This window comes from Halomonas koreensis (assembly GCF_031451675.1).
Lineage (GTDB): Bacteria > Pseudomonadota > Gammaproteobacteria > Pseudomonadales > Halomonadaceae > Halomonas > Halomonas koreensis.
Window position 1 is genome coordinate 1 of sequence record NZ_JARWAK010000023.1, and the last position, 24809, is coordinate 24809.

Consider the following 24809-nt stretch of genomic DNA (forward strand, 5'->3'; position numbering starts at 1 on the left):
TGCCGTAGACGCGCTGGATCTGCTCGCGCCCCTCGGCGAGGGTGTAGCCGAGGCGGTCGACGCTGCGGTCGTCCTCGAGGTGGCGGCAGAAGGCGGCGACCCGCTCGGCCAGGCGCTGGGGGTCGTCGTCGTTGAATTCCACCAGGTTGATGCCTTGGCATCGGCTCGTCCGGCCTGCGCGGGCGCTGGGCGTTGTTGCGCGGTGCTCGCCGACTCGCCTACCCCCTCGGTATGTCTCGTCGTCGGCGCGCCGCGCGCCTAGCCCATCATCCCGCTCGGCTCGGACTGGGTCGTCTTCCTCCCGCGCGTCGGGGAAGAACTCGGCGACGCCGTCCCAGACCACGTCCTCCATGGCCAGGGTCAGCACCTTGTCGTCCACCGTCTCGATGGAGGTGGGGGCGGCGTCACTGGCCATCAGCGCCTCGGCGTCGCGCAGGGCGTCCATGAAGCCCGCGTAGCGCACGTTGACCAGGGTCGAATGCTTCGGGATCGGCAGGACGTTGAGCACCGCCTCGCTGGTGAAGGCCAGCGAGCCCTCGGCGCCGCACAGCACGCTGTTGAGGTCGAACCGGCCGTCCTCGGTGCGCAGGTGGGCCAGGTCGTAGCCGGTCAGGCAGCGGTTGAGCGGGGGGAAGGTGTCGCGGATGCGCTCGCGCTCGGCGTCGATGATCGCGCGGGCCGTGCGGTGCACCCGGCCCACGGCGTCGTCGCGGGCGCACAGGGCGTCGAGCTCGGCCTCGTCCACCGGCCGGGTGGTCAGGCGCTCGCCGCCGAGCAGCACGCTGTCGAGCTCGAGGACGTGATCACGGGTCTTGCCGTACTCGCAGCTGCCCTGGCCGCTGGCGTCGGTGGCGATCATGCCGCCGATCGTCGCCCGGTTGGAGGTGGAGAGTTCCGGGGCGAAGAACAGCCCATGGGGCTTCAAGGCGGCGTTCAACTGGTCCTTGACCACCCCGGCCTGGACGCGGACCCGGCGGGCGGCGACGTCGATGTCGAGGATGGCGTTCATGTGCTTGGAGACGTCGACCACCAGGCCGTCGGTGAGTGACTGGCCGTTGGTGCCGGTGCCGCCGCCGCGGGGCGCCAGCACCACGCGGCGGAAGTCATCGCGCGCGGCGAGGCGGGCGATGCGCGTGAGGTCGGCGGCGCTCCGCGGATAGAGCACCGCCTGGGGCAGGCGCTGGTAGAGGGAGTTGTCGGTGGCCAGCACCGTGCGGTTGGCGTAGTCGGGGGCGATGTCGCCCTCGAAGCCGGCGTCACGCAGGGCCTCGAGGAAGTGCAGGTAGCGGGCATCGTCGCGGCCGGGGGGGCTGGCGTGTGCGGTGTCCAGTCTGGCGATCATGGCAGGGGTCGACCGGGCAAGAATGTGCGGCTCATCAAACCATGGCCCCCCTCCCCGCGAGCGGCAGGAAGGCGCCACCCCGGGACACTTTTCCGACATCCGGCCGCGGGCCGGAACGACGACGCCCCCGCGCCGGAGGGCGCGGGGGCGTCGCGGGCGCCGGCCCGGACGGGCCGGCCGGGAGACACGATCAGTTGGAGGGGAAGTTGAACTGGGCGGTCTCCTGCTGGGAGCGCTTGGGCCAGCGCTGGGACACGGCCTTGCGGCGGGTATAGAAGCGCACCGCGTCGGGGCCGTAGGCGTGCAGGTCGCCGAACAGCGACTCCTTCCAGCCGCCGAAGCTGTGGAAGGCCACCGGCACCGGCAGCGGCACGTTGATGCCGACCATGCCCACCTCGATGGCATCACTGAAGCGGCGGCCGGCCTCGCCGTCGCGGGTAAAGACGCAGGTGCCGTTGCCGTACTGGTGGGCGTTGATCAGCGCGATGGCCTCCTCGAAGGTCTCGACGCGCACCACGCACAGCACCGGGCCGAAGATCTCGTCGCGGTAGATGCCCATCTCCGGGGTCACCCGGTCGAACAGGGTGGCGCCCAGGAAGTAGCCGGGGGAGCCCTCGACCAGCGGGTGCTCGCGGCCGTCGACGACCAGCTCGGCCCCGGCCTCTGCGCCCTGGGCGATGTAGCCGGCGACCTTGTCGCGATGGCCGGCGTTGACCAGGGCGCCCATGTCGAGGCCCTGCTCGGTGCCCGGACCGATCTTCAGGGTACGCGCCTGGTCGGCGAGCCTGGCGACCAGGGCGTCGGCGGTGTCGTCGCCCACGCAGACCGCCACGGAGATCGCCATGCAGCGCTCGCCGGCGCTGCCGTAGGCGGCCCCGATCAGGGTGCTGGCGGCGTTGTCCAGGTCGGCGTCGGGCAGCACCACGGCGTGGTTCTTGGCCCCGCCCAGGGCCTGGACGCGCTTGCCGTTGTCGGCGCCGCGCCGGTAGATGGCCTTGGCCACCGGGGTCGAGCCGACGAAGGACAGCGCGCGGACCGCCGGGGCGTCGATCAGCGCTTCGACGGCCTCGCGATCGCCGTGCACCACGCTGAAGATGCCCCGCGGCAGGCCGGCCTCGTCGAGCAGCTCGGCCATCTTGATGGCCGTGGAGGGCACCTGCTCGGACGGCTTGAGGATGAAGGCGTTGCCGCAGGCGATGGCCATCGGATACATCCACAGCGGCACCATGGCCGGGAAGTTGAACGGCGTGATGCCGGCGACGATGCCCAGCGGCTGGTGGTTGGACCAGGTATCGATGCCCGGGCCGGCGTTGTGGGAGTACTCGCCCTTGAGCAGCTCGGGCACGCCGCAGGCATACTCGACGTTCTCGATGCCACGCTTGAGCTCGCCCATGGCGTCCTCGAGCACCTTGCCGTGCTCCTCGGCAACGAGGCGGCAGATCTCGTCGGCGTCGCGCTCGAGCAGGGTCTTGAAGCGGTACATCACCTGGGCGCGCTTGGCCGGCGGCAGATCCCGCCAGGCCGGGAGGGCCTCGCGGGCGGCGGCGATGGCTCGGTCCACGGTGGCGGTGTCGCCCAGGGTCACCCGGCGAACGGCCTCGCCGGTGGCGGGGTTGAAGACATCGAGCTTGCGCTCGCCGGCCACGCGGTCGCCGGCGATCCAATGGGTCACGTCAGTCATGGGGTCTCTCTGTGATTCGTCGGGAAAGTGCTGCTGGGGCGACTTTCTCAATATTCCTTGCCAAGCAGGGCCTCGTCGAAGGGATAGCGCGAGAGCTTCTCGATGCCGGTCTCGGTGACCAGCACCTCCTCTTCCAGCTTGACGCCGTCGGCCGCGCCGACCTCGCCGATGTAGCTCTCCACGGAGACCACCATGCCCGGTTCCAGGATGCCGTCCTTGGAGAAGCGGTCGAAGTCCATGTGGTGGGCGACCAGCGGCGTCTCGCCGTGCATGCCCACGCCGTGGATGATCGACGGATAGCGGCGATCCAGGAAGCGCTCGGGGATCTTCCAGGCCTGTTCCGCGATCTCGCGATAGCTCATGCCCGGCTTGAGGATGCCCATGTTGTGGTGCACCTGGTCGTAGGCCATGCGATACAGGCTCTTCTGGTAATCGCTGGGCCGCCCCGGGCCGACATGGAAGGTGCGCGAGAAGTCGGAGTAGTAGCCGTGGCAGCCGATGGTGTCGGTGTCCAGGGCCACCAGCTCGCCGGGGCGGATCACCCGGTCGCTGGCCTCGTTGAACCAGGGGTTGGTGCGCGGGCCGGAGGACAGCAACCGGGTCTCGATGAACTCCCCGCCCTGGCGGATGACGTCACCGTACATGATGGCGAACAGCTCGTTCTCGGTGACGCCGGGCTTGATGGCGGCCTCGACCTCGGCCACCGCCGCCTCGGAGCCGGCCATGGACTGGGCCAGGCAGGCGATCTCTTCCGGGGTCTTGATGCGGCGGCAGTGCAGGGTGTCCTGCATGCAGTCGAAGACCTCGAGGCCCTGGGCCTCCAGGGAGCGGGCCAGGTTCAGGGCGCAGCGATCCAGGCCGACCTTCTTGTTGCCGCGGCCGTGCTCCTCGATCAGCTCGGCGATCTCGACGCCGAAGGGATCGGAGGACAGGTTGTCGCGCTGGTTGACCGCCGACCAGACCACCTTGGAGGTGCGCGATTCGTCGATGGTCTCGAGCCAGGTGGAGACGTGGGCGCTGCCCGGGTATTCGAAGAGGATCACCGGGCCGTCCAGCGGCACGTAGATGTAGCGGGTGGAGTTGCGCAGGAAGTAGCCGAACATGTTGCGCGAGCCGGTGGCGTAGCGCTGGTTGTAGGGGTCGAACAGCACCACGGCGGCATAGCCCTGCTCGGCCATCATCGCCCGCAGGCGCTGCAGGCGACCGGCGCGCAGCTGCTTGGGGTCGAAGGCGGTGGGAATGCTGTCGCCGTTGGCCATGGGGGCCGAGGGGATGACCGGGATCCGGTCCGGCTCGTTGTCGGTCAGCTTCTCGAAGTCCACGATGCTCATGTCGGGTCTCTCTCGGGGGGATCGTTGAGATGATGGGGCGGCGCCGGCCGGGCCGGCGCCTGGAACCATGGCGTCAGTCGACCAGGGAGTCGCTGCGCTGCATGCCATCCTTCAGCAGCTGCTCATGGACCGGCGCCATGCGGCCGAAGATGCGCTGGGCGCGCTCGGGACGACCGATGAAGCCCGGCTCCTTGGCGTAGGCGAAGATCACGGTGTGGCGCTCCTTGTCACCCTCGACCGGGGTGACCCGGTGCAGGGAGTAGCGCCCGAAGAAGATCTGCAGGTCGCCGGGCGACAGGTCCAGGGACTTGAGCCGCGAGCGATCGCCGTCGATGACCTGCTCGACTTCCTCGAAGTTCTCGCCCTCGGGGCTGCGGATGCCCGGGGCATACTCGAAGCGGCCGCCGCCGTGGGACTGGCGGGTCATCATGGTGACGATGAACTCGTTGGTGTCGTAGTGCCAGGGATGCTGGCAGCCCTCGCGCAGCACGTTGACCACCAGGTCGGCGAGCGGGTCGGCGTACTGGTGGATCTCCTCCATGCCCACCACGGTGGCGATGAAGCGCTGGAAGTCGGCGTTCCGGTAGACCTGGCGGATGATGGTGTCGTCGCCGATGCGATCGCCGGCCACGAAGCCGTTGGTGCGATCGCCGAAACGGTTCAGCGGGTGGCTGGCCGGCTTGGAGGGGTCGGCATCGCTGTTGTAGGGGTTGGTCTCGGTCTGGTTGTAGTGGGCATCGGGCGACAGCCGCTCGGTTTCGCGCTCGAGCCGCGCCAGGGCCTGCTCGGGAACGAAGTTCTTGAGCACCACGCAGCCATCGTCCTCGAGCTGGCGGCGGCACTGATCGATCAGCGCGCGGCCGGCCTCGCCATCGAGGGCATCGAGGGGATAGCGCTCGAGATCGATGAGGCCTTGGAGGGAAGTGTCGTTGGCGTTGACCGAGGTGTCCACAGACATGCATTGCTCCGGTTTCGAGTTCATGGTGGACAGCTTAGAGAGCCCCGATTCATAATAAAAATGAATCATGAAGATACAGATAATTTCAAAGGCTCATTAATCAATGGATACCGGACTGCTTCGGGCCTTCGTGACCGTGGCCGAATGCCAGGGCTTCAGCGCGGCCGGCAAGGTCCTGCACCGCACCCAGTCGGCGGTCAGCCTGCAGATCAAGCGGCTCGAGGACCAGATGGGCAAGGCGCTGTTCGAGCGCACCAGTCGCAGCGTGCTGCTGACCCGCCACGGCGAACGCCTGTTGCCCTATGCGCGCCACATGCTGACCCTCGAGGACGAGGCCCGAGACGCCCTGGGCGATCGGCGGCGCGGCGAGCTGATCCGTTTCGCCACCTCCGAGGAGCAGGCCGGCGCCTACCTGCCGGCCCTGCTGGAACGCTATGCCCGGCGCTATCCCGATACCCGGCTGGACCTCAACTGCGACATGAGCTCCGCCCTGGTCGGCCAGTTCCAGGAGGGCCTGCTGGACGTGGTGCTGTCGGTGCGCCACACCCCGACCCAGTCGGGGCAGCTGCTGGGCTGGGAGCCCATGGTCTGGGTGGTGGCCGAGGATTGCCGGCTCGACCGCTGGGGCGACGTCCTGCCACTGGCGCTCAACCCCGAGGGCTGCATCTTCCGCGCCCATGCGCTGTCGGCGCTGGGCAAGGAGGAGCGGCGCTGGGAGGTCCGCTACGCCAGCCAATCCCCCACCGGCATCAACCTCCCGGTGCAGGCGGGCCTGGCGATGACCGTGAAGACGCCACGCAGCGTCCCGGACGGCTGCCGGATCGTCGGCGAGGAGGAAGGACTACCGCCCCTGGGCCAGGTGGAGATCGAGCTGCACCGCCGCCCGGGCCATACCAGCGAGGCGCTGGACGCCTTCTGCGAGGAACTGGAGCGCATCGTCGTCCACAACGACGATGTGGCTGCCCCCCACCCGGGCGACATCCTTCCGGAGTGACGACCCCATGCCCGGCCAGGGCATGGGGCGGGCGATGTCAGTCGCGGCGGTAGGTGCCGATCAGCCGGTTCATGCCGATCAGATGCGGCTCGACCTGCTTGAGCAGCTCGGCCATGGAGATGCCCTCGGGCAGGGCGGTGGGCTTGTCCAGCGCCAGCACCCAGAAGTAGTACTGGTGAAGGCCGTGCCCCTCGGGCGGCATGGGGCCGCCATAACCGTTGCGGTTGAAATCGTTGCGTCCCCGGGTGCCGGTGGCGGTGGCCTCCTTCAGCGAGGTGGTGGAGGACGGCAGGTTGTAGAGGACCCAGTGCACGAACCCATAGCTGCCGTGCTGCACCAGGGGCGCGTCGGGATCGTGGCAGATCACCGCATAGCCCTTGGTGCCCTCCGGCGGGTTCGCCCACTCCAGGGGTGGCGAGAGGTCGTCGCCTTCCCCGGTGTACTTGACGGGAATCTCGTGACGATCCTCGAAGGCGGGGCTGGTGACCTGCAGCTTCGAAAACGCGAAGGCCATGGAAGCGTCCTCCCTGAGATGGAAGATGAGTGCCATTTTTCAGCGTCGGCGAGGCCCGGGAGCCTGTCAACGACGCCACCCCATGGCATGATGGCGGCATCGCCCTCCTTCAACCCCGAGGCCCGCCATGAAGCGACTGTTGATCGTGGCCCATGCGCCCTCCCCCAATACCCTGCGGCTGCGCGAGGCCGCCGAACGCGGCGCCCGCCACCCCGACGTCGAGGACGTCGAGGTGACGGTCAAGCCGCCCCTGGAGGCCGGCCCCGAGGACGTGCACGCCTGCGACGCCATCCTGCTCGGCACCACCGAGAACCTGGGCACCATGAGCGGCGCGCTCAAGGACTTCTTCGATCGCAGCTACTACCCGGTGCTCGAGGACAAGCAGGGCCTGCCCTGCGCGCTCTACGTCCGCGCGGGACACGACGGCACCGGCACCCGGCGGGCCGTGGAGAGCATCGTCACCGGCCTGCGCTGGAAGTGGGCCCAGGACCCGCTGATCCTGAGGGGGGAGTGGCAGGACGCCTTCGCCGACCGGGTGGAGGAGCTGGGACTCTACCTGGCCGCCGGCCTGGACGGCGGCATCCTCTGAGGGCGGCGACTATGCTGAGACTCATCCCCCGAAGTCGACCTCGACGAGGGGGCGAGTCCGCAGGAGGTGCGCCATGTATACCCAAGAGACGCCGCCACGGCACCCCGGGCGTGCGTTCGGCGCTCGCCTGGCGCTGGTCGCCGCCCTGCTCCTGCCGGTGTCCGGCCCGGCGGCCGAGCCCGGCATCGTCATCGCCACGGCGAGCCCCGCCGGGGTCTATCACGCCACCGGCCAGACCCTGTGCCGCCTGCTCGACGGCCCCTGTGAAGCGCGCACCAGCGGCGGCTCCGCCGCCAACCTGGAGGCGGTGCGGGCCGGCGAGGTGACCGCCGCCCTGGCGCAGTCGGACCTTCAGTATCAGGCGGTGACCGGCACCCGGGGCTTCGCCGCGGCCGGACCGGACCCCGAACTGCGCTCGGTGTTCGCCCTGCATGGCGAGCCCTTCACCCTGGTGGTCCGCCGCGACAGCGGCATCGACGGCTTCGCCGACCTCGAGGGCCGCGCGGTGAACGTGGGCAATCCCGGTTCGGGCCAGCGCGGCACCATGATGACGCTGCTCGAGGCCTGGGGTTGGAGCCTGGACGACTTCCGCCCGGCGCATTTCCTGCCCGCCGACCAGCAGTCCCTGGCGCTGTGCCACGGCAACATCGCCGCCATGGTGTACACGGTGGGCCACCCCAACCCCTCCATCCAGCAGGCGGTGCGGCTGTGCGACGCCAAGCTGGTCGACGTCACTGGCCCGGCGGTGGGCCGTCTGGTGGCCGAGACGCCCTACCTCACCCATGCCACCATCCCGGCCGGACTCTATACCGCCGACCAGCCGGCGGTGGCCACCTTCGGCGTGCGCGCCACCCTGGTCGCCTCGGCGAAGACCCCGCCGGATGCCATCCATGCCATCGTGGCCGCGGTCTTCGACGACCTGAACGCCTTCAAGGCGCGGCATCCGGCCTACGGCGATCTCACCCCCGCGCGGATGATCACCGAGGGCCTCTCGGCGCCACTGCACGAGGGCGCCAGGCGCTACTACCGGGAACGCGGCTGGCTGAGCGCCGAGCCGCCGACGCCCCCCGAGCCGCCGACACCTGCCGAGCCCGCCGACCCGAGCCTCTGACACGACGACGCCGACGGCCCCGAAAGGGCCGTCGGCGTCGATCGACTGACGGGAAGTCGTGGCCTTACTTGAGCCGCTCGAACACCGTGGCCACGCCTTGCCCCATGCCGATGCACATGGTGGCCAGGCCGAGGGTAGTGTCCTGCTCGCGCATCACGTTGAGCAGGGTGGTACTGATCCGCGCGCCGGAGCAGCCCAGCGGGTGGCCCAGGGCGATGGCGCCGCCGTGCAGGTTGACCGCCTCGTCCACCCGGTCGCGCAGGCCAAGGTCCTTGAGCACCGGCAACGACTGGGCGGCGAAGGCCTCGTTGAGCTCCACGGTCTGGATGTCGTCGATGGTCAGGCCGGCGGTCTTGAGCGCCTTCTTCGAGGCCGGCACCGGTCCATAGCCCATGATCGAGGCATCGCAGCCCGCCACCCCGGTGGACAGCACCCGGGCGATCGGCTCGAGGCCCAGGGCCTGGGCGCGCTCGGCGCTCAACACCGCCATGCCGCTGGCGCCCACCGACAGCGCCGAGGAGGTGCCGGCGGTCACGGTGCCGCCGCGCGGATCGAAGACCGGCTTGAGCCCGGCCATGCCCTCCAGGCTGGCGTCGTCGCGGATCACCTCGTCGCGGTCGACGCGCACCTTGAAGCCGCGCTCGTCATGACCCTCGACGCCGACGATCTCGTTGTCGAAGCCGCCGTTGTCCCGCGCCGCCTGGGCCCGCTGGTGGGAGCGCACCCCGAAGGCGTCCTGCTCCTCGCGGCCGATGCCGTGCATCTTGCCCAGCAGCTCGGCGGTCAGGCCCATCATCATCGCCGCCTTGGCGGCATGCTTGCTGGCCGCCGGGTTGACGTCGACGCCGTGGGTCATGGGCACGTGCTCCATGTGCTCCACGCCGCCGATCACGTACATGTCGCCCATGCCGGCGCGGATGTTGGCCGCGGCGATGTGCAGGGCGCTCATCGAGGAGCCGCACAGCCGGTTGACGGTCTGAGCCGGCACGGAGCGCGGGATGCCGGTCATGATCGCCGCGTTGCGGGCGATGTTCATGGCCTGCTCCAGGGTCTGGTTGACGCAGCCCCAGATGACGTCGTCGACCTCCTTCGGATCGAGCCCCGGGTTGCGGTCGAACAGCGCCTGCATGACGGCGGCGGACAGGTTCTCGGCCCGCACGTGGCGGAAGGCGCCGTGCTTGGCCTTGGCCATGGCGGTACGCACGCCGTCGACCACCACGATGTCTCTCGGATGCAAACTCATCGAACTTCTCTCCTGTAACGCGGTGAATCAGGCGTAGAAACGCTCGCCGGCGCGGGCCATCTCGCGCAGCTTGTCGGTGGGGGCATAGAGCGGCCCCAGTTCCTCGGCCAGCCGGTCGGCCAGCTCGACGAAGGCGTCCACGCCCTGGGCGTCGATGTAGCGCAGGGCGCCGCCGCGGAACGGCGGGAAGCCGATGCCGTAGATCAGCGCCATGTCGGCCTCGGCGGGCGAGCCGACGATGCCGTCCTCCAGGCAGCGCACCGCCTCCAGGCACAGCGGCACCATCATCCGCGCAACGATCTCCTCGTCGCCGAACTCGCGACGCTCGCCGGCGGCCTGCTCGACCAGGGCGATGGCGTCCTCGTCGACCACCTTCTTCGGCTTGCCCTTGCGATCTTCCTCGTAGGCGTAGAAGCCCCTGGCGTTCTTCTGGCCCAGGCGGTCGGCGTCGAACATGCGCTGGATGACGCTCCTCTCGCCGTCACCGCCCAGGCTGCCCATGCGCTCCGGGAAGCCCTCGGCCATCACCTCGCCGGCATGCACCGCGGTGTCCAGGCCGACCACGTCGAGCAGGTAGGCCGGGCCCATGGGCCAGCCGAACGACTCCATGACCTTGTCGACCCGCCGGAAGTCGGCGCCCTGCTCCATCAGCAGGCTGAAGCCGCCGAAGTAGGGGAAGAGCACCCGATTGACCAAAAACCCCGGGCAATCGTTGACCACGATGGGGGTCTTGCCCATCCGGCGGGCATAGGCGACGGTGGCGGCGACGGCGGCATCGCCGGTCTTCTCGCCGCGAATCACCTCGACCAACGGCATGCGGTGGACCGGGTTGAAGAAGTGCATGCCGCAGAAGTTCTCGGGCCGCTGGAGGCTCTCGGCCAGGCGGGTGATGGAGATGGTCGAGGTATTGGAGGCGAGGATGGCGTCTTCGCCCACCGCCGCCTCGGTCTCGGCGAGCACCGCGCCCTTGACCTTGGGGTTCTCGACCACGGCCTCGACCGCCAGGTCGACGTGGCCGAAGTCGCCGTAGGACAGCGTCGGGCGGATGTTGGTCAGCCGCTCGGCCATCTGCTCGGTGCTGAGCTTGCCCCGCTCCACCTGCTTGGCGAACAGCTTGCGGGCCTCCTTGAGCCCCAGCTCGACGGCCTCGTCCTTGATGTCCTTCATCAGGATCGGCGTGCCCTTGGCGGCGCTCTGGTAGGCGATGCCCCCGCCCATGATGCCGGCCCCCAGCACGGCGGCCTGCTCGACCGGGCGCGCCTGCTTCTCGTACTGGCCGCCCTTCTTCTTGACCAGCTGGTCGTTGAGGAAGAGCCCCACCAGGTTGAAGCAGACGTCGGTGCGGGCCAGCTTGGCGAAGGCCTTGGCCTCGATGGCCTGGGCCCGATCGCGCCGCTCGCCGGCGCCCTTCTGGATGACCTTGATGGCCTCGATCGGCGCCGGATAGTGCGGCCCGGCCTTGCCGGCCACATAGCCCTTGGCGGTCTCGAAGGCCATCATCTGCTCGATGGCATCGAGCCCCAGCGGGCCGGCCTTCTCGGCCCGGCGCGCCGAGTGGTCGAGCTCGCCGCGACGCGCCCGCTCGAGCAGGTCTCGGGCCGCGTCCATCAGCGACTCGCCGGGCACCACCGCGTCCACGGCCCCCATGCGCAGGGCCTCGTCGGCCTTGTTCTGGGTGCCGCCGGCGATCCACTCGATGGCGTTGTCGGCCCCGATCAGGCGCGGCAGGCGCACGCAGCCGCCCCACCCCGGCAGGATGCCGAGCTTGGTCTCGGGCAGGCCGAGCTGGGCGGCGTCGCTCATGACGCGGAAGTCGGTGGTCAACGCGACTTCACAGCCGCCGCCGAGGGCCAGGCCATTGAGGGCGGTGACGGTGGGAAACGGCAGGTCCTCGATGGCGTTGAAGATGCCGTGCACCCGCTCGAGCATGCTCAGGATCTCGGCCTCGTCCTTCTCGAACATGCCGTGGAACTCGGTGATGTCGGCCCCGACGATGAAGGCCTCCTTGGCGCTGGCAAGGATCAGCCCTTCCAGGTCCGACGCGCCGCGGATCGCCTCCACCGCCTCGCCGAGCTCGCCGACCACCGCCGTCGACAGCTTGTTGACCGACTCGTCCTTCAGGTCGAAGGTCAGCGTCGCGACGCCCCGGGCGTCGCGATCCACCGTGATGGCATTGCCTTGATAGATCATCCACGAATCTCCGTGCAGGAATTCATACGGCCGTTTGATTCGATCAGCTTGGTCCAGACCACCGGCCACGTCAAGTCCCGCGCTCAGGGCGTCGCCGCCCGGCGACTCCCGGTCGCCCCGCCGGCTTGCTAGGATCCGCCCATGACTCCCACGCCCCTGCCCTCGCCCCCCGCCGGCGCCTCGCGACTCGAGGCCTGGCAACGCCGCCTGACCCGCCTGGCGGCCAGCGCCCGCCCCTGGCGCTGGCTATGGCCCCCGGTGGCCTTCGCCGCGGGGGTGGCGAGCTTCTTCCTGGTGGAGCGCCAGCAGTGGCTGGGGGCCACCCTGGCCCTGGGCATGCTGGTCACCTGGCTGCTGCTGCTGTCGGAGAGCCTGATCACCCGCTGGCTGACCCGCCGCGGCTATCCCGCCCTGCCGCGGGGCATCACCACCTTCCTGGCTCAACTGGTCCACCAGGAGACGCTGTTCTTCACCCTGCCGTTCCTGCTGGCCACCACGGTCTGGACGAGCGGCCAGGCCCTGTTCACGACCCTGGTGCTGGGCCTGGCGCTGCTGTCGATCCTCGATCCGCTCTACTACCGGCTGGCCGAGCGCCACCGCTGGCTGTACTTCGCCTTCCACGCCCAGTGCGTCTTCCTGGTGACCCTGGTGGCCCTGCCGACGCTGCTGCACCTGACCACCGGGCAGAGCCTGGTCATCGCCCTGGGCGCCATGACGGCGTTCAGCCTGCCGAGCCTGATGCAGCTGCTGCGCCCGCTGAGCCGGGGACGCTGGCTGGCCATGCTGGCGCTGCTGCCGGTGCTCGCCGGGGCCGGCTGGCTGGGCCGAGCCTGGGTGCCGCCGGCCAGCCTGTGGCTGTCGGGGCGCGCCCTGGCGCCGGCCGTCGACGAGCAGGCCCGCGCCCCCGAGGGCGGGCTGCGGCTGACGCCGGAGGCGCTGCGCCGGCGCGGCCTCTACGCCTTCACCGCCATCCACGCCCCGCGGGGACTGAAGGAGGAAATCGTGCACGAGTGGCGCCACCAGGGGCGGCTGGTCGACCGCATTCCGCTGACCATCCAGGGCGGCCGCCAGGCGGGCTATCGCGCCTGGAGCCACAAGCGGCGCTTCCCCGACCGTCCGGCGGGCGACTGGCGGGTCGACGTGATGACGAGCGGCGGCCAGCGCATCGGGGTGCTGCGCTTTCGGGTCAGCGAGGATCCCGAGCTCGCCACCCTGGCCGACGGACGCACCCAGGCGCCGCCGGGCGTGCCCGGACTCGACCCGCGGGGGCTGGTGGCCCGCCCGGCGCCGGGGCCCTGACGGCGCGGCTTGCATTACACGGCGACGCTCCGGACAATCCAGCCAGGCTTTCCCGTTACCCAGAGTCCCATGCATCAGAACATCGGCTTTCAACTCGCCCGCGTGCCGCGCCTGTGGCGCGCCATCATCGACCGACGCCTGGCCCCGGAAGGGCTGACCCAGACCCGCTGGGTCACGCTCTACCACCTGTGGCGCCTGGGCGACGACCAGCCCCAGTGCGACCTGGCGCGCGCCATCGGCGTCGAGGCCCCGTCCCTGGTGCGCACCCTGGATCAGCTGGCCGAGCAGGGACTCATCGAGCGCCGCCCCTGCGACCAGGATCGGCGCACCAAGCGCATCGTCCTGACCGAGGCCGCCACGCCCCTGCTGGAACGCATCGATGCGGTGGTCAGCCAGGCGCGGAAGGAAATGCTCGCCGGCCTCTCCGAGGCGGACGTCGACCAGCTCGGCGAGCTGCTGTCGCGGATCGAGGCCAATGGCCTGGCGATCCAGTCCCGGGAAGAGGCCTAGAAGGACGCGGAGCCCCGGGGAAGCTCCGTCCCCCGCCTAGACGGAGCGCAACGGGCGATGCGCCTCGGGGTTGTCCGGGCGGCCCGCCAGGCCGTCGCGCAGCTCGGCCAGCCGCCCGGCCAGGGCCTGGAAGGCGGCCTCGTCCTGCGACTCGCCCCACCATAGGGTCAGGCCCTCGGCATCCGACTCCACCGCCACCGCATCCGCCGGCAGGGCCGCCAGCATGGCCGCGAACCGCTCGCGCGCCGTCGCCGGCAGCCCGCGGAGCGGCTCCTTGCGCCAGCGCCAGCCATCGACGAAGACCTTGAGCGCCGCACTGGCCTCGTCGTCGTGGACCAGCATGAAGTCGGGGCCCGGCCGCTCGGCGGGATAGGGCCAGCGATAGGCCGGCATGCGATCGCCGTCGTGATGCAGGGGCGAGGGCGCGAGCCTCACGCGCACCCCGAGGCGATTGGCGGCCTCGCGCAGGCGCATCGACCGCTGCTGGCGCGGGCTGGGCCGCAGCCACATGGCCGGGGCGAACACCATGCCTACCACGGCGGCGATGATCAGCCATATCATAAGCGTTTCCTGATCCTTTCTTGATGCAAGTCGTTGTCTTGTCTCGTGGCGCGTCCTAGAGTGGGGAACAGCCATCCCACTCGGACCTGCCGGAGGCAATGCCATGAGCAACGAGTATCGTCATGTCCTGGTCGCCGTCGACCTGACCAAGGACTCCCACAAGGTGCTGGAACGCGCGATGCAGATCGCCGACCGCAACCAGGCCAAGCTCTCCATCATGCATACCCTGGAGCCGCTCGGCTTCGCCTACGGTGGCGATATCCCCATGGACCTCACCAGCATCCAGGACCAGCTCGACGAGCACGCCAAGCAGCGCCTGGCCGAGATCGCCGATCCCCATGTGGCCCAGGAGAACCAGCACGTGGTGGTCGGCATGCCCGACACCGAGATCCACCGCTTCGCCGAGGAGCAGGGCGTCGACCTGATCGTGGTCGGCTCCCACGGCCGCCACGGCTTCGCCCTGCTGCTGGGCTCCACCTCCACCGGCGTCCTGCACGGCGCCCAGTGCGACGTGCTGGCGGTGCGCGTGGGCAAGGACGGCGAGGCGGAGGAGTAACCCGCCCAAACTCTCGCCCGAGCCATGCGAAAGGCGCCCGTCGGGGCGCCTTTCGGCGTTCCGGGCAGGGCGCCGGGGCGCCCTCGCCGGCTTCCTGCGGGGCGCCGAGCGCCGCAGCCCCCTCAGGCCTCCCCGGCGGCCATCGCCTCCAGCTCCATCCAGCGCTCCATGGCGGCCTCCAGCTCGGCCTGCTTGTCGCTCAGCGACTGCAGGGTCGCGGTGACGGTCTCGGTGTCCTGCTGGTAGAAGGCGGGGTCGGCCACCCGGGCCTCGATATCGGCGACCTCGCCTTCCAGGCGCTCGATCTCGGCCGGCAGGCCGTCGAGCTCGCGCTGCAGCTTGTAGGACAGCTTCGCCGGCCGCGACGCGGGCTTGGCGGACGCCGCCGCCCGCTCCTCGGGCGGCCGGGACGGGGCGGCCTCGGCCACCGGCTCGGCATGCTGCCGGGCCGCGCCCTCCCAGGGCGCCGGGGGCAGCTTGCCCCCCTGGCGCACCCAGTCGCTGTAGCCGCCCACGTACTCGCGGACGCGCCCCTCGCCCTCGAAGGCCAGCACGCTGGTCACCACGTTGTCCATGAAGGCCCGGTCGTGGGACACCAGCAGCAGGGTGCCGTCGAAGTCGAGCAGCAGCTCCTCGAGCAGCTCCAGGGTCTCCACGTCCAGGTCGTTGGTCGGCTCGTCGAGCACCAGGACGTTGGCCGGCTGGGTGAACAGCCGGGCCAGCAGCAGACGGTTGGACTCGCCCCCGGACAGCGCCTTGACCGGCTGGCGGGCGCGCTCCGGGGTGAACAGGAAGTCCTGCAGGTAGCTCATCACGTGGCGGTCGCGACCGCCCACCGTCACCCGGTCGCTGCCCTGGGCGACGTTGTCGTAGACGCTCTTCTCGGGCTCCAGCCCGGCGCGCAGCTGGTCGAAGTAGGCCACCTGCAGCTTGGTGCCCAGGCGCACCGTGCCCTCGGTGGGCGCCAGCTCGCCGAGCAGGATCTTGAGCAGGGTGGTCTTGCCGGCGCCGTTGCGGCCGATCAGGCCGATGCGGTCGCCGCGCTGGATCTCCAGGCTCAGGTCGCGGATCACCGTCTCGTCGCCGTAGCGCTGGCTGACCCGGGTCAGCTCCACCACCCGCTTGCCGCTGCGTTCGCCGCTGTCCACCGAGAGGCTGGCCCGCCCCTGGCGCTCGCGGCGCTCGCCGCGCTCCTGGCGCATCTTCTGCAGGGCCCGCACGCGCCCCTCGTTGCGGGTCCGCCGCGCCTTGATGCCCTGGCGGATCCACGCCTCCTCCTGGGCCAGCTTCTTGTCGAACTCGGCGTTCTCCCGGGCCTCGACCTCCAGCTCGTGGGTCTTCTGCTCCTGGTAGCGGGCATAGTCGCCGGGATAGCGGCCCAGCCGCCCGCGATCGAGCTCGAGGATGCCGGTGGCCAGCTTGGACAGGAAGGCCCGGTCGTGGGTGATGAACAGCACGGCCCCCTGGAAGGCGGACAGCTGCTCTTCCAGCCAGGCGATGGTGTCCAGGTCCAGGTGGTTGGTGGGCTCGTCGAGCAGCAGCAGGTCGGGCTCGGCGACCAGCGCCCGAGCCAGCGCCACGCGCCGCCGCCAGCCCCCCGAGAGGCCGGCCATCTCGGCGTCCTCCGGCAGGCCGAGGCGGGTCAGCACCACGTCGATGCGCTGGTGGAAGGACCAGCCGTCGATGGCCTCCAGGCGGGTCTGCAGCTGGGCCATGCGTGCCATGTCCGGGGCCTCGGCCTGGACCAGGTGATGGTACTCGGAGAGCAGGGCCCCGGCCTCGGGCAGGCCCTGGGCAACCACGTCGAAGATGGTCTCCCCCGAGGCGTCGGGCAGGTCCTGGGCCAGCACGCCGATCTTGAGGCCCGGCGCGCGCCAGATGCTGCCGCCGTCGGGGGCGATCTCGCCGGCCACCAGCTTGAGCAGGGTCGACTTGCCGGTCCCGTTGCGGCCCACCAGGGCCAGGCGCTCGCCCTTCTCCAGCACCAGGTCGGCGCCGTCGAGGAGCACCCGGGGCCCATAGGCCAGTTGCAGCTGTTCCAGACGTAGCAGGGTCACGCGCTCACCTCTTGGTTCGTCGAAGCCGCCAGTGTAACGCATGCCCCCCCGGCGTGGCCCGCCCCCCGCCCGACGGGTACAATACGCGCCCGCCGGGGCGACCGCGCGCTCGCCTCGCTTGCCAGACGACCCCACAGGAGTGTTCCGCCTTGGCCGACACGACGCCCCCCTTCGACGACGCCCTGCCGGAGGCGCTGCGGTTCCGTTCGCCGGCGCCGCTGGTGGACATCGGCGCCAACCTGACCCACGCGAGCTTCGCCCGCGATCTCGAGGCGACGATCCGCCGCGCCCGGGCCGCCGGCGTCGACACCCTGATCCTGACCGGCACCGACCGCGAGCATGCCGAGCAGGCCGTGGCGCTGGCCCGCGAGCACCCCGGGCTGCATGCCACGGCCGGTATCCACCCCCACGACGCCAGCCGCTGGACGCCGGCGCTGGAGGCGGCGATGCGCGAGCTGCACCGGGCGCCGGAAGTGGTCGCGGTGGGCGAATGCGGCCTGGACTTCAACCGCAACTTCTCGACCCCGGCGGAGCAGGAACGGGCCTTCGAGGCTCAGCTGGGCCTGGCCGCGGAGAGCGGGCTGCCGCTGTTCCTCCACGAGCGCGACGCCGGGCGCCGCATGCGCGAGATGCTGCATGCCTGGCGCGACGACATCTCGCGGGCGGTGGTGCATTGCTTCACGGCGGATCGCGACACCCTCTACGGCTACCTGGACCTGGACCTGCACATCGGCCTGACCGGCTGGCTGTGCGACGAGCGCCGCGGTCACCACCTGCGCGAGCTGGTCGGCGCGATCCCCGCGACGCGCCTGATGGTGGAGACCGACTGTCCCTACCTGCTGCCCCGCAACCTGCCCGCCAAGCTCAAGGGGCGGCGCCACGAGCCGGCCCTGCTGCCCTGGATCGTGCGCGAGATCGCCCACTGGCGCGGCGACACCGAGGCCGAGCTGGCTCGCGCCACCACCGCCACCGCCCTGGCCTTCTTCGGCCTCGCCCCCCACGCCCCCGAGGAGGGACCCGACCATGGATGAGCTGCCGGCCTTCATCGCCGTCGAGACCGGCGACGACGGCGAGCTGCCGCTGTCGATCGCCTGGACCCTGAGTGACGGCCGCGTCAAGCACACCCTGATCCAGCCCGACGACGACTGGCTGGACGACGAGCTGGTCTCGCTGGGCGCCTACAGCCTGGAGGAGCTCACCAGCCTGGGCGTGAGCCCGCTGGACGTGATCCGCGAGCTGGAGAGCGACCACTTCAACGCCACCCTCTACACCGCCGGCGTCGGCGACGACGAGGCGGCGCTGTCGAGGCTGTTCGAGACCTACGGACTGGATCCCTTCGTCGAGCTGGCTCCCGCGGAGAGCCTCTACGCGGGGCTGGCGCCCGGCGACTGGGCCCGGGCGCGCGGCGAGCTGTTCGGCGAACTGGGCCTGGAGCCGCTGCGCCCCGAGGAAGAGATTCAGGTGATGCTGACGCTGCACCAGCGCCTGGCCCTGGACGACTAGGGCAGCAGCCGCTCGCGCTGCTCCGGCACCCCCATGGCGAGCAGCGGCGGGTCTTGCGCCTGGCGGGCCTGGAAGTCCGCCTTGTCCGCCAGCCCCTGCCATCCCAGTTGAATCAGCACCTGGGCCGTGGCCCCGCCGAGGGTACTGCCCGGGCCCAGGATGACCACCCGATCGGGCGCGAATTCACGCACCCCCACCCTGACGGCGGCGCTGAAATCGTAGGGCGCCACCAGCTGCTCGCCCAGCGTGTACTCCCACAGCGCCTGGGGATCGGTGCTCCACGGCGTCCAGAGATGGCCCCGACCATCGATCAACGGTACTCCCGGGACCCTGAAGTTAGCAGGGCCGAAGCGCTGGCGGGCGAGTTCCCGCACCGGCCCCTGCAACGGCGTATGAAAGGCCGCATGCTGGGGCAGTCGCAAGGGGTATCGGCCCCTGGCGGGCAATCGCCGCGTCAACGCCTCGAGCCCGGCCTCGTTGCCGCCGAACACCAGCATGCCGCCGAGCTCGATGGACAGGTAGAGCTCGGCGCCGTGGCGGCCATGAAGCTCGTCGACCAGCGCCAGCAGTTCCCGCCGCCGCTCGGGCCGCCCCCGCCAGTCGTCGTCCACCCAGGGATAGAGCAGCTGGCCACCGATCCCGTGCTCCTGCATCAGGCCCGCCGTGGTGCCGATCAGCCGGAAGGCTGCCTCATGCCCCAGGGCCCCGCCGGCGGCCAGGGCGATGTACCAGCCCATGGAGTTGCCGGTCACCGCGACGATCTCGTGGCGCTCGCGATCGATGGCCAGCAGGTCGGCCAGGGCACAGGCATAGATCAACGGCGCCGCATGCTCGCCCCGCCCATGGAGGCTCATCCGCCAGGAGATCTCGCCGTCGAGTTCGCCGAGGGTGGGCAATGCCGCCTCGCGGCGCAGGGCGTCCAGTCGCTCCAGCCAGTCGGCACCGCCGGCATGACGGATCAGGCTGCCCCACTCGGGCGCATTGTAGGTGCCCCGGCCGGGACAGACGATCAACAGCCGCTCGCGCGGCGAATCCTCGCGGGCACTCATGGGTGCGCCCTCCCGGCCTGCGGAGTAGGTGGAGCCTCGGCCCGGGCGGCGCCGAACAGCCGCCGGGCTCGCTCCACGATGCCCTCCACCGACGGCAGGGTCGCGGTGGCGGTGCGCCCCAACGGGATGAAGCTGTCCTCCGCCGTCAATCGGCCGATCCGCTCGCCTGCCACTCCCCGCTCGATCAGGCCGGTCACCAGCTCCTCGCTGACCGAGCCGGTGCGGCGACATTCATCGACGATCAGGATGCGGGCGCAGTCGGCCACCCGCGCGCCCAGGGCCTCGTGATCGATGGCGGTGAGCCAGCGCAGGTCGATGATGCGCGGGGCGATCCCCTCGGCCTCGAGGCGCGCCGCGGCCCGGCGGGAGAGGTGGACGCCGTTGCCGTAGGTGACGATGGCCAGGTCCCGGCCCTCGCCCCACTGCCCCGGCTGCCCCACCGGCAGGCGATGCTCGGGCCCCGGGTCGGGGAAGCACCAGCCGCCGTCGCCCTCCTCCAGCAGGTCGCGCCGATGGTAGAGCGCGATGGGCTCGATCACCACCACGACGCGCTGCTCCTCGTCGGCCAGGCGCACCGCCTCCTGCAGCAATCCCACGGCATCGGTCCCGTTGGAGGGACAGGCCACCAGCAGGCCGGGGATATCGCGCAGCACGGCGATGGCGTTGTCGTTGTGGAAGTGGCCGCCGAAGCCCTTCTGGTAGCCGAGCCCGGCGATGCGCACCACCATGGGATTGGTGTACTGGCCGGCGGAGAAGAAGCTCAGGGTCGCGGCCTCGCCGCGCAGCTGATCTTCCGCGTTGTGCAGGTAGGCCAGGAACTGGATCTCGAGGATCGGCAACAGGTCGTCGTGAGCCAGGCCGATGCCCAGGCCCAGGATGCTCTGCTCGTCCAGCAGGGTGTCGATCACCCGGTGCGGGCCGAAGCGCGACTGCAGCTGCTGAGTCACGCCGTAGACCCCGCCCTTGCGGCCGATGTCCTCGCCGGCCATCACCAGCCGGGGATAACGCTGCATCAGCCGGTCGAGGGCCCGATTGAGCCGCCGGGCCAGGGTATCGGGCTTGTCGTCCACCTCGCCCTGCCAGGGCCGGGCGCGACCGGGCCGAGGCGGCGGCACGATGCTGGCCATCACCTGCTCGGCGCTGGCCAGCCTGGGGCGACGGATCGCCTCCTCGGCGACGCGCGCCACCCGCTCGCGGACATGGTGGTAGAGGGCGGCGATCGCGTCGCGCGACAGGACGCCGTGACGCCGTAGCAGGCCGGCGCCGTACAGCAGCGGGTCCCGCGACTCGTCGGCCCGGATCCGCGCCGCCGACAGGTAGGCCTGCTGGGCGTCGGAGCCGGCGTGGCCGAACAGCCGTACGCAGCGCATGTGCAGGAACACCGGCCGCCGGTGCACCCGAGCGAGGCGTGCGGCCTCCCGGGATGCCTGCCAGGTATCGAGCAGGTCGAGGCCATCGCAGGCCAGGTAGTGGATGCCGGGCCGTGCGCCCATGCTGGCCGCCACCCAGCCCTGGGGGGTGGGGGTGGAGATGCCGATGCCGTTGTCCTCGCAGAGCCAGATCAGCGGCATCGGCGAGCCCTGATAGGCGGCCCAGCCGGCGGCGTTGATCGCCCCCTGAGCGGTGGAGTGGTTGAAGGAGGCATCCCCGAAGCTGCACATCACCAGGTCGTCACCGCCTTCCCTGGGCTGACATCCCAGGCGACGCCGCAGCCCCAGGCCGAAGGCGGCGCCCATCGCCTTGGGCAGATGCGAGGCGATGGTGCTGGTCTGGGGGGGAATGTTGAGCGCCTTGGAGCCCAGTACCTTGTGTCGGCCGCCGGCGATCGGATCCTCGGCGGAGGCGGCGAAGCTCAACAGCAGGTCCCGCAGGGGCGTCTGTCCCGGCACCATGCGGGCACGCTGGATCAGGAAGGCGGCATCGCGGTAGTGCAGGAAGGCCGGATCGCTCGGCCTCAGGGCGAGGGCCACCGCCGCGTTGCCCTCGTGGCCGGCGCTGCCGATGGTATAGAAGGCCTCGCCCCGGCCCTGCAGACGGCGAGCCTGGAGATCCAGGTGACGGCTGAACAGCTGGCTCTCGAACAGCTCGGCCAGCGCGGCGGGCGCCAGGCCCACGGTCTCCGGGGTCCAGGATGACGGGGGCTTCGGCCAGTCGTCCTGGTCGAGGGCATCGAGGAAACGCTGCTCCTGAGGCAAGGGATCGGGATACACGGCGGCTCCTGCTGGGCGATGGAGAGGCTATCCAGCCTAGCGCGGCCTGCAGGCAAAGGAATAATATCGATATCCTGCACCTGATAAAGGCTATACCTATGGATGTACGCAGCCTTCGCTACTTCCTGGCCGCCTACGAGGGTGGCTCGATCAGCGCCGCCGCCCGCCGCTGCCATGTCGCCCAGCCCTCGATCTCCCAGGCCCTGGCGCAACTGGAGGCGCGGCTCGATGCCGTGCTCTTCGAGCGTCACCGACGCGGGATCACCCCCACCGAGGAGGGCCAGCGCCTCTATCCGCTGGCCTGCCGCGTCTGCGACGACATGGGCGCCATCACCCGCCTGTTCCGCCAGCCCCAGGCCCCGACCCCGGTCCGCCTGGGGCTGAAGCGCTCCCTCGGCGCCGAGCGCATGTCGTCGTTGTTCAAGGACTACGCGGCACGCCGCGACAACCTGGCGCTGACCCTGGTCAATCCCGGGGAGACCTGCGACGCCCGCATCATCGGCGAGCAGGAGCTCTCCCCCGAGGAGGCCTTCCAGCCCATCTGGCATGATCGCTACCTGCTGGCCTTGCCGGCCGGCCACCCGCTGGGAAGGGAGACGAGAGTCGCGCTCGAGGCGCTGGACGGACTGCCGATGATCTGGCGCTCCCCCTGCGCCGGCATGGAACGGCTGGGCGAGTCGCTGGCGGACGCCGGAGTGCGCTGCCAGGTGCACGCGCGGCTGCGCACCATCGAGTACACCCTGGGACTGGTGGCGGCGGGGGTCGGCGCCTCGCTGGTGCCGGCCTGGCCGGAGGTACTGGCTCGTCCTGACCTGCAGTGCCGTCCCCTGGAGGAACTCGAGATCGCCGAGGTGGTGGGGCTCGCCTGGCCGCGCCGGGCGGACACCGCGGCGCTGGACGCCCTGATCGCGCTGAGCCGGGAGCGCTGGGCGACTCAGGCCGGCTGAGGCGCCAGCCAGGCCCGCCCCGCCGCCACCGCCTCGTCGAGCGAGGCGCCCTCCGCGTAGAAGGCGGCGAGGGTAGTGCGAAAGGCCTCGCCCCGGGTCGGCAGGCCCTCGTGCTCGTAGCGCGCCGCGCGGGCCGCCACCCGGGCGGCGAAGCCCTCGCGGTCGACCTCGACCTCGCCGAGGTTGTCGACGCTGACGTGGAAGGGGTGCCCGCAGGCGGCGGCGAACAGCGACTCGAGGGCCTGGGGCGCCACCTCCGCCGCCTCGAAGGCGCGCTGCTGCTCGGCGTCGCGACCGTCGGGCAGGTACCAGTAGCCGTAGTCCTCCAGCCCGCGCCGCCGGGCCCCGGCGATGCACCAGTGGCTGATCTCGTGCAGGGCGCTGGCGTAGAAGCCGCGGGCGAAGATGACCCGGTGGTGGGGCGTCGTCCCGTCGGCGGGCAGGTAGAGCGGCTCGTCGCCGCCGCGCACCAGGCGGGTCCGGTAGGTCGGCAGGAAGAGGCCGTCGAACAGGGCGATGACATCCTCGAGGCGGTGGCTCAAGCGGGCTCCGGCGGGTGGTGAGTGGGCGGCACAGTATAGCGAGGCCGCCCCGACGGCGAAAACCGCCGGGACGGCGCGGCCCCGGGCTCAGGCCACCGCCTCGGCCGGCGGGATATTCTGGTTGACGTGAAAGACGTTGTCGGGGTCGTACTTGGCCTTGATCGCCTGTAGTCGCGCGAAGTTGTCGCCATAGGTGGCCTGCACGCGGGCCTCGCCCTCCTCCATCATGAAGTTCACGTAGGCCCCGCCTGCCGAGTGGGGATGCAGCGCCTGCCAGTAGTCCCGCGCCCAGTCACGTATCAGGTCGGCTCGCCCGGGATCGGGGTCGACGCCGGCGATCACCATCGACCAGGTGATGTCGCGATGACCCCAGGCGGTCTCCCCGACGCCGGGCCGCCCGGCGGCTCCGTCCACCGGGTAGAGGTGCATGGTCGACTGGGTCGTCGGCACCTCGGCGAAGCGGCGGTGCACGGCGATGGCGGCATCGCTGATGTCGCGCACGAAGTCGCCCTTCCAGTACCACTGGTCGCCCGGGGCGTAGAGGCCGTCGAACAGGCTCTGCAGGGCCGGATAGGGCATCTCGCCGATATGCTCGAAGAGCGGCTCGGCCACCTTCCTGGCCTGACGGATGGCGGCCTCGGCCTGGCCGGGCTCGCCGGTGCAGCACCACATCAGCCCGCAGACCTTGCGGCCATGGAGCTCCTCGGGGAAGGGCGGCGCCGGCGGCACCTCGCCGGTCAGGTAGAAGGCATAGAGCTCCTCCGGCGCCTCGGGCAGCCAGTCGCGATACCAGCGCAGGGTCGGCGCCAGGGCGTCGAGGGGCCAGAACATGGGCCCCGCGATGACGGTATCCACGGGATGCAGGCGGTACTCGAAGGAGGTCACCACCCCGAAGTTGCCGCCCCCGCCGCGCAGCGCCCAGAAGAGGTCGGGATGCTCGGCCTCGCTGGCGTGCACGAGGCGGCCGTCGGCCAGCACCACGTCGGCACTCACCAGGTTGTCGATGGTCAGGCCGTAGCGGCGGGTCAGGTAACCGTGTCCCCCGCCCAGGGTCAGGCCGCCGACGCCGGTGGTGGAGATGATGCCGCTGACCGTGGCCAGCCCGAAGGCGTGAGTGGCGTGATCCACGTCCCCCCAGGTGCAGCCGGGCTCGACGCGCACCGTCCGAGCCTCGGGGTCGACGCGTACGCCCCGCATCGGCGACAGGTCGATGACCAGCCCGCCGTCGACCAGCGCCAGGCCGGGCCCGTTGTGACCACCGCTGCGCATGGCGACATCGAGCCCCTGGGCCCGAGCCACGGCCAGGGCGGCCATGACGTCGGCGACGTCGACGCACTGGACGATCAGCGCGGGGCGCTTGTCGATCATGGCGTTGAAAAGGCATCGCGCGGCCTCGTAGCCGTCGTCATCCGGCGAGAGCAGACGGCCGCGTACTCGCTCTCGCAGGTTGGACAACGCCGGTCCCGTCAGGGCTGAGCGTTGTGATGAGAGGCCCATGTCCGATCTCCTTGGGTGGCCATGCCACCCGGCCAACCCCACCCCGGGATAGCGGCGCGAGGCGAGGAATGAGAGAGACCCCGCACGGGGTGCGGGATGCCGTATCCTCAGCATGGAAACCCGCC

Annotated in this window: 22 protein-coding genes; 9 read left to right on the forward strand and 13 right to left on the reverse strand. The window is 70.8% G+C overall.

Annotated features, from left to right (window positions below):
- The 4 genes from QC818_RS17570 to QC818_RS17585 all read right to left on the reverse strand — a co-directional run.
- The coding region (locus QC818_RS17570; RefSeq protein ID WP_309654168.1) for an FAD-binding oxidoreductase at positions 1 to 1342 on the reverse strand (1342 nt) is incomplete at its 3' end.
- Between the two features lie 190 nt (positions 1343 to 1532).
- The gene (locus tag QC818_RS17575) at positions 1533 to 3023 is read right to left on the reverse strand and encodes a CoA-acylating methylmalonate-semialdehyde dehydrogenase (protein WP_309654169.1); all 1491 of its coding nucleotides are present in this window, start codon (positions 3021 to 3023) and stop codon (positions 1533 to 1535) included.
- Positions 3024 to 3070: 47 nt separating this feature from the next.
- Positions 3071 to 4354: a M24 family metallopeptidase gene (locus QC818_RS17580; protein WP_309654170.1), complete on the reverse strand. Its 1284-nt coding sequence runs from the start codon at positions 4352 to 4354 to the stop codon at positions 3071 to 3073.
- A 73-nt stretch (positions 4355 to 4427) separates the two neighbouring features.
- Positions 4428 to 5312 (reverse strand): HalD/BesD family halogenase, encoded by an 885-nt coding sequence (locus QC818_RS17585; RefSeq protein ID WP_309654171.1) that lies wholly within the window; start codon positions 5310 to 5312, stop codon positions 4428 to 4430.
- Positions 5313 to 5415: 103 nt separating this feature from the next.
- Here QC818_RS17585 and QC818_RS17590 point away from each other — a divergent pair, with 103 nt between their 5' ends.
- Complete coding sequence (locus QC818_RS17590; RefSeq protein WP_309654172.1) at positions 5416 to 6306, forward strand: LysR family transcriptional regulator; 891 nt, start codon at positions 5416 to 5418, stop codon at positions 6304 to 6306.
- A 37-nt stretch (positions 6307 to 6343) separates the two neighbouring features.
- Here QC818_RS17590 and QC818_RS17595 read toward each other — a convergent pair whose 3' ends face one another.
- The gene (locus QC818_RS17595; RefSeq protein ID WP_309654173.1) at positions 6344 to 6820 is read right to left on the reverse strand and encodes a YbhB/YbcL family Raf kinase inhibitor-like protein; all 477 of its coding nucleotides are present in this window, start codon (positions 6818 to 6820) and stop codon (positions 6344 to 6346) included.
- A 127-nt stretch (positions 6821 to 6947) separates the two neighbouring features.
- On the opposite strand from QC818_RS17595, the gene QC818_RS17600 reads away from it, so the two are divergent.
- On the forward strand, positions 6948 to 7409 hold the full coding sequence (locus QC818_RS17600; protein WP_309654174.1) for a flavodoxin family protein: 462 nt from the start codon (positions 6948 to 6950) through the stop codon (positions 7407 to 7409).
- 73 nt (positions 7410 to 7482) lie between these two features.
- The gene (locus QC818_RS17605; RefSeq protein WP_309654175.1) at positions 7483 to 8520 is read left to right on the forward strand and encodes a TAXI family TRAP transporter solute-binding subunit; all 1038 of its coding nucleotides are present in this window, start codon (positions 7483 to 7485) and stop codon (positions 8518 to 8520) included.
- Positions 8521 to 8584: 64 nt separating this feature from the next.
- Here the strand turns inward: QC818_RS17605 and fadA are convergent, their stop codons facing one another.
- Together fadA and fadB are read right to left on the reverse strand one after the other, a co-directional pair.
- Complete coding sequence (gene fadA / locus QC818_RS17610) at positions 8585 to 9763, reverse strand: acetyl-CoA C-acyltransferase FadA (protein WP_309654176.1); 1179 nt, start codon at positions 9761 to 9763, stop codon at positions 8585 to 8587.
- A gap of 27 nt (positions 9764 to 9790) precedes the next feature.
- Complete coding sequence (gene fadB / locus QC818_RS17615; protein WP_309654177.1) at positions 9791 to 11953, reverse strand: fatty acid oxidation complex subunit alpha FadB; 2163 nt, start codon at positions 11951 to 11953, stop codon at positions 9791 to 9793.
- A 141-nt stretch (positions 11954 to 12094) separates the two neighbouring features.
- Here fadB and QC818_RS17620 point away from each other — a divergent pair, with 141 nt between their 5' ends.
- Both QC818_RS17620 and slyA read left to right on the forward strand, forming a co-directional pair.
- Positions 12095 to 13252 carry a DUF5924 family protein gene (locus QC818_RS17620; protein ID WP_309654178.1) on the forward strand — a complete coding sequence of 386 codons (1158 nt, stop codon included), beginning with the start codon at positions 12095 to 12097 and terminating at the stop codon, positions 13250 to 13252.
- A gap of 69 nt (positions 13253 to 13321) precedes the next feature.
- A complete protein-coding gene (gene slyA, locus QC818_RS17625) occupies positions 13322 to 13762 on the forward strand; it encodes a transcriptional regulator SlyA (RefSeq protein ID WP_309654179.1) in 441 nt (146 codons plus the stop codon).
- Between the two features lie 36 nt (positions 13763 to 13798).
- Here the strand turns inward: slyA and QC818_RS17630 are convergent, their stop codons facing one another.
- Positions 13799 to 14323: a preprotein translocase subunit YajC gene (locus QC818_RS17630; protein WP_309654180.1), complete on the reverse strand. Its 525-nt coding sequence runs from the start codon at positions 14321 to 14323 to the stop codon at positions 13799 to 13801.
- Positions 14324 to 14426: 103 nt separating this feature from the next.
- Here QC818_RS17630 and QC818_RS17635 point away from each other — a divergent pair, with 103 nt between their 5' ends.
- Positions 14427 to 14879 carry a universal stress protein gene (locus QC818_RS17635; protein WP_309654181.1) on the forward strand — a complete coding sequence of 151 codons (453 nt, stop codon included), beginning with the start codon at positions 14427 to 14429 and terminating at the stop codon, positions 14877 to 14879.
- Positions 14880 to 15001: 122 nt separating this feature from the next.
- Here the strand turns inward: QC818_RS17635 and QC818_RS17640 are convergent, their stop codons facing one another.
- The gene (locus QC818_RS17640) at positions 15002 to 16936 is read right to left on the reverse strand and encodes an ATP-binding cassette domain-containing protein (RefSeq protein WP_309654182.1); all 1935 of its coding nucleotides are present in this window, start codon (positions 16934 to 16936) and stop codon (positions 15002 to 15004) included.
- Between the two features lie 149 nt (positions 16937 to 17085).
- On the opposite strand from QC818_RS17640, the gene QC818_RS17645 reads away from it, so the two are divergent.
- Entirely contained in the window at positions 17086 to 17967 is an 882-nt protein-coding gene (locus QC818_RS17645) for a TatD family hydrolase (RefSeq protein WP_309654183.1), read from the forward strand.
- A complete protein-coding gene (locus QC818_RS17650) occupies positions 17960 to 18439 on the forward strand; it encodes a hypothetical protein (RefSeq protein ID WP_309654184.1) in 480 nt (159 codons plus the stop codon). The genes QC818_RS17645 and QC818_RS17650 overlap by 8 nt, the downstream gene beginning before the upstream one ends.
- Here the strand turns inward: QC818_RS17650 and QC818_RS17655 are convergent.
- Together QC818_RS17655 and QC818_RS17660 are read right to left on the reverse strand one after the other, a co-directional pair.
- Positions 18436 to 19488: an ACP S-malonyltransferase gene (locus QC818_RS17655; protein ID WP_309654185.1), complete on the reverse strand. Its 1053-nt coding sequence runs from the start codon at positions 19486 to 19488 to the stop codon at positions 18436 to 18438. The genes QC818_RS17650 and QC818_RS17655 overlap by 4 nt on opposite strands.
- Positions 19485 to 21698: a dehydrogenase E1 component subunit alpha/beta gene (locus QC818_RS17660; RefSeq protein ID WP_309654186.1), complete on the reverse strand. Its 2214-nt coding sequence runs from the start codon at positions 21696 to 21698 to the stop codon at positions 19485 to 19487. Before QC818_RS17660 ends, QC818_RS17655 begins: the two co-directional genes overlap by 4 nt.
- A 98-nt stretch (positions 21699 to 21796) precedes the next feature.
- Here QC818_RS17660 and QC818_RS17665 point away from each other — a divergent pair, with 98 nt between their 5' ends.
- Complete coding sequence (locus tag QC818_RS17665) at positions 21797 to 22645, forward strand: LysR family transcriptional regulator (protein WP_309654187.1); 849 nt, start codon at positions 21797 to 21799, stop codon at positions 22643 to 22645.
- On the opposite strand, the gene QC818_RS17670 is transcribed toward QC818_RS17665, so the two are convergent.
- On the reverse strand, positions 22633 to 23187 hold the full coding sequence (locus tag QC818_RS17670; protein WP_309654188.1) for an elongation factor P hydroxylase: 555 nt from the start codon (positions 23185 to 23187) through the stop codon (positions 22633 to 22635). The genes QC818_RS17665 and QC818_RS17670 overlap by 13 nt on opposite strands.
- An 87-nt stretch (positions 23188 to 23274) precedes the next feature.
- Entirely contained in the window at positions 23275 to 24684 is a 1410-nt protein-coding gene (locus QC818_RS17675; protein WP_309654189.1) for an FAD-binding oxidoreductase, read from the reverse strand.
- Positions 24685 to 24809 lie beyond the last annotated feature (125 nt).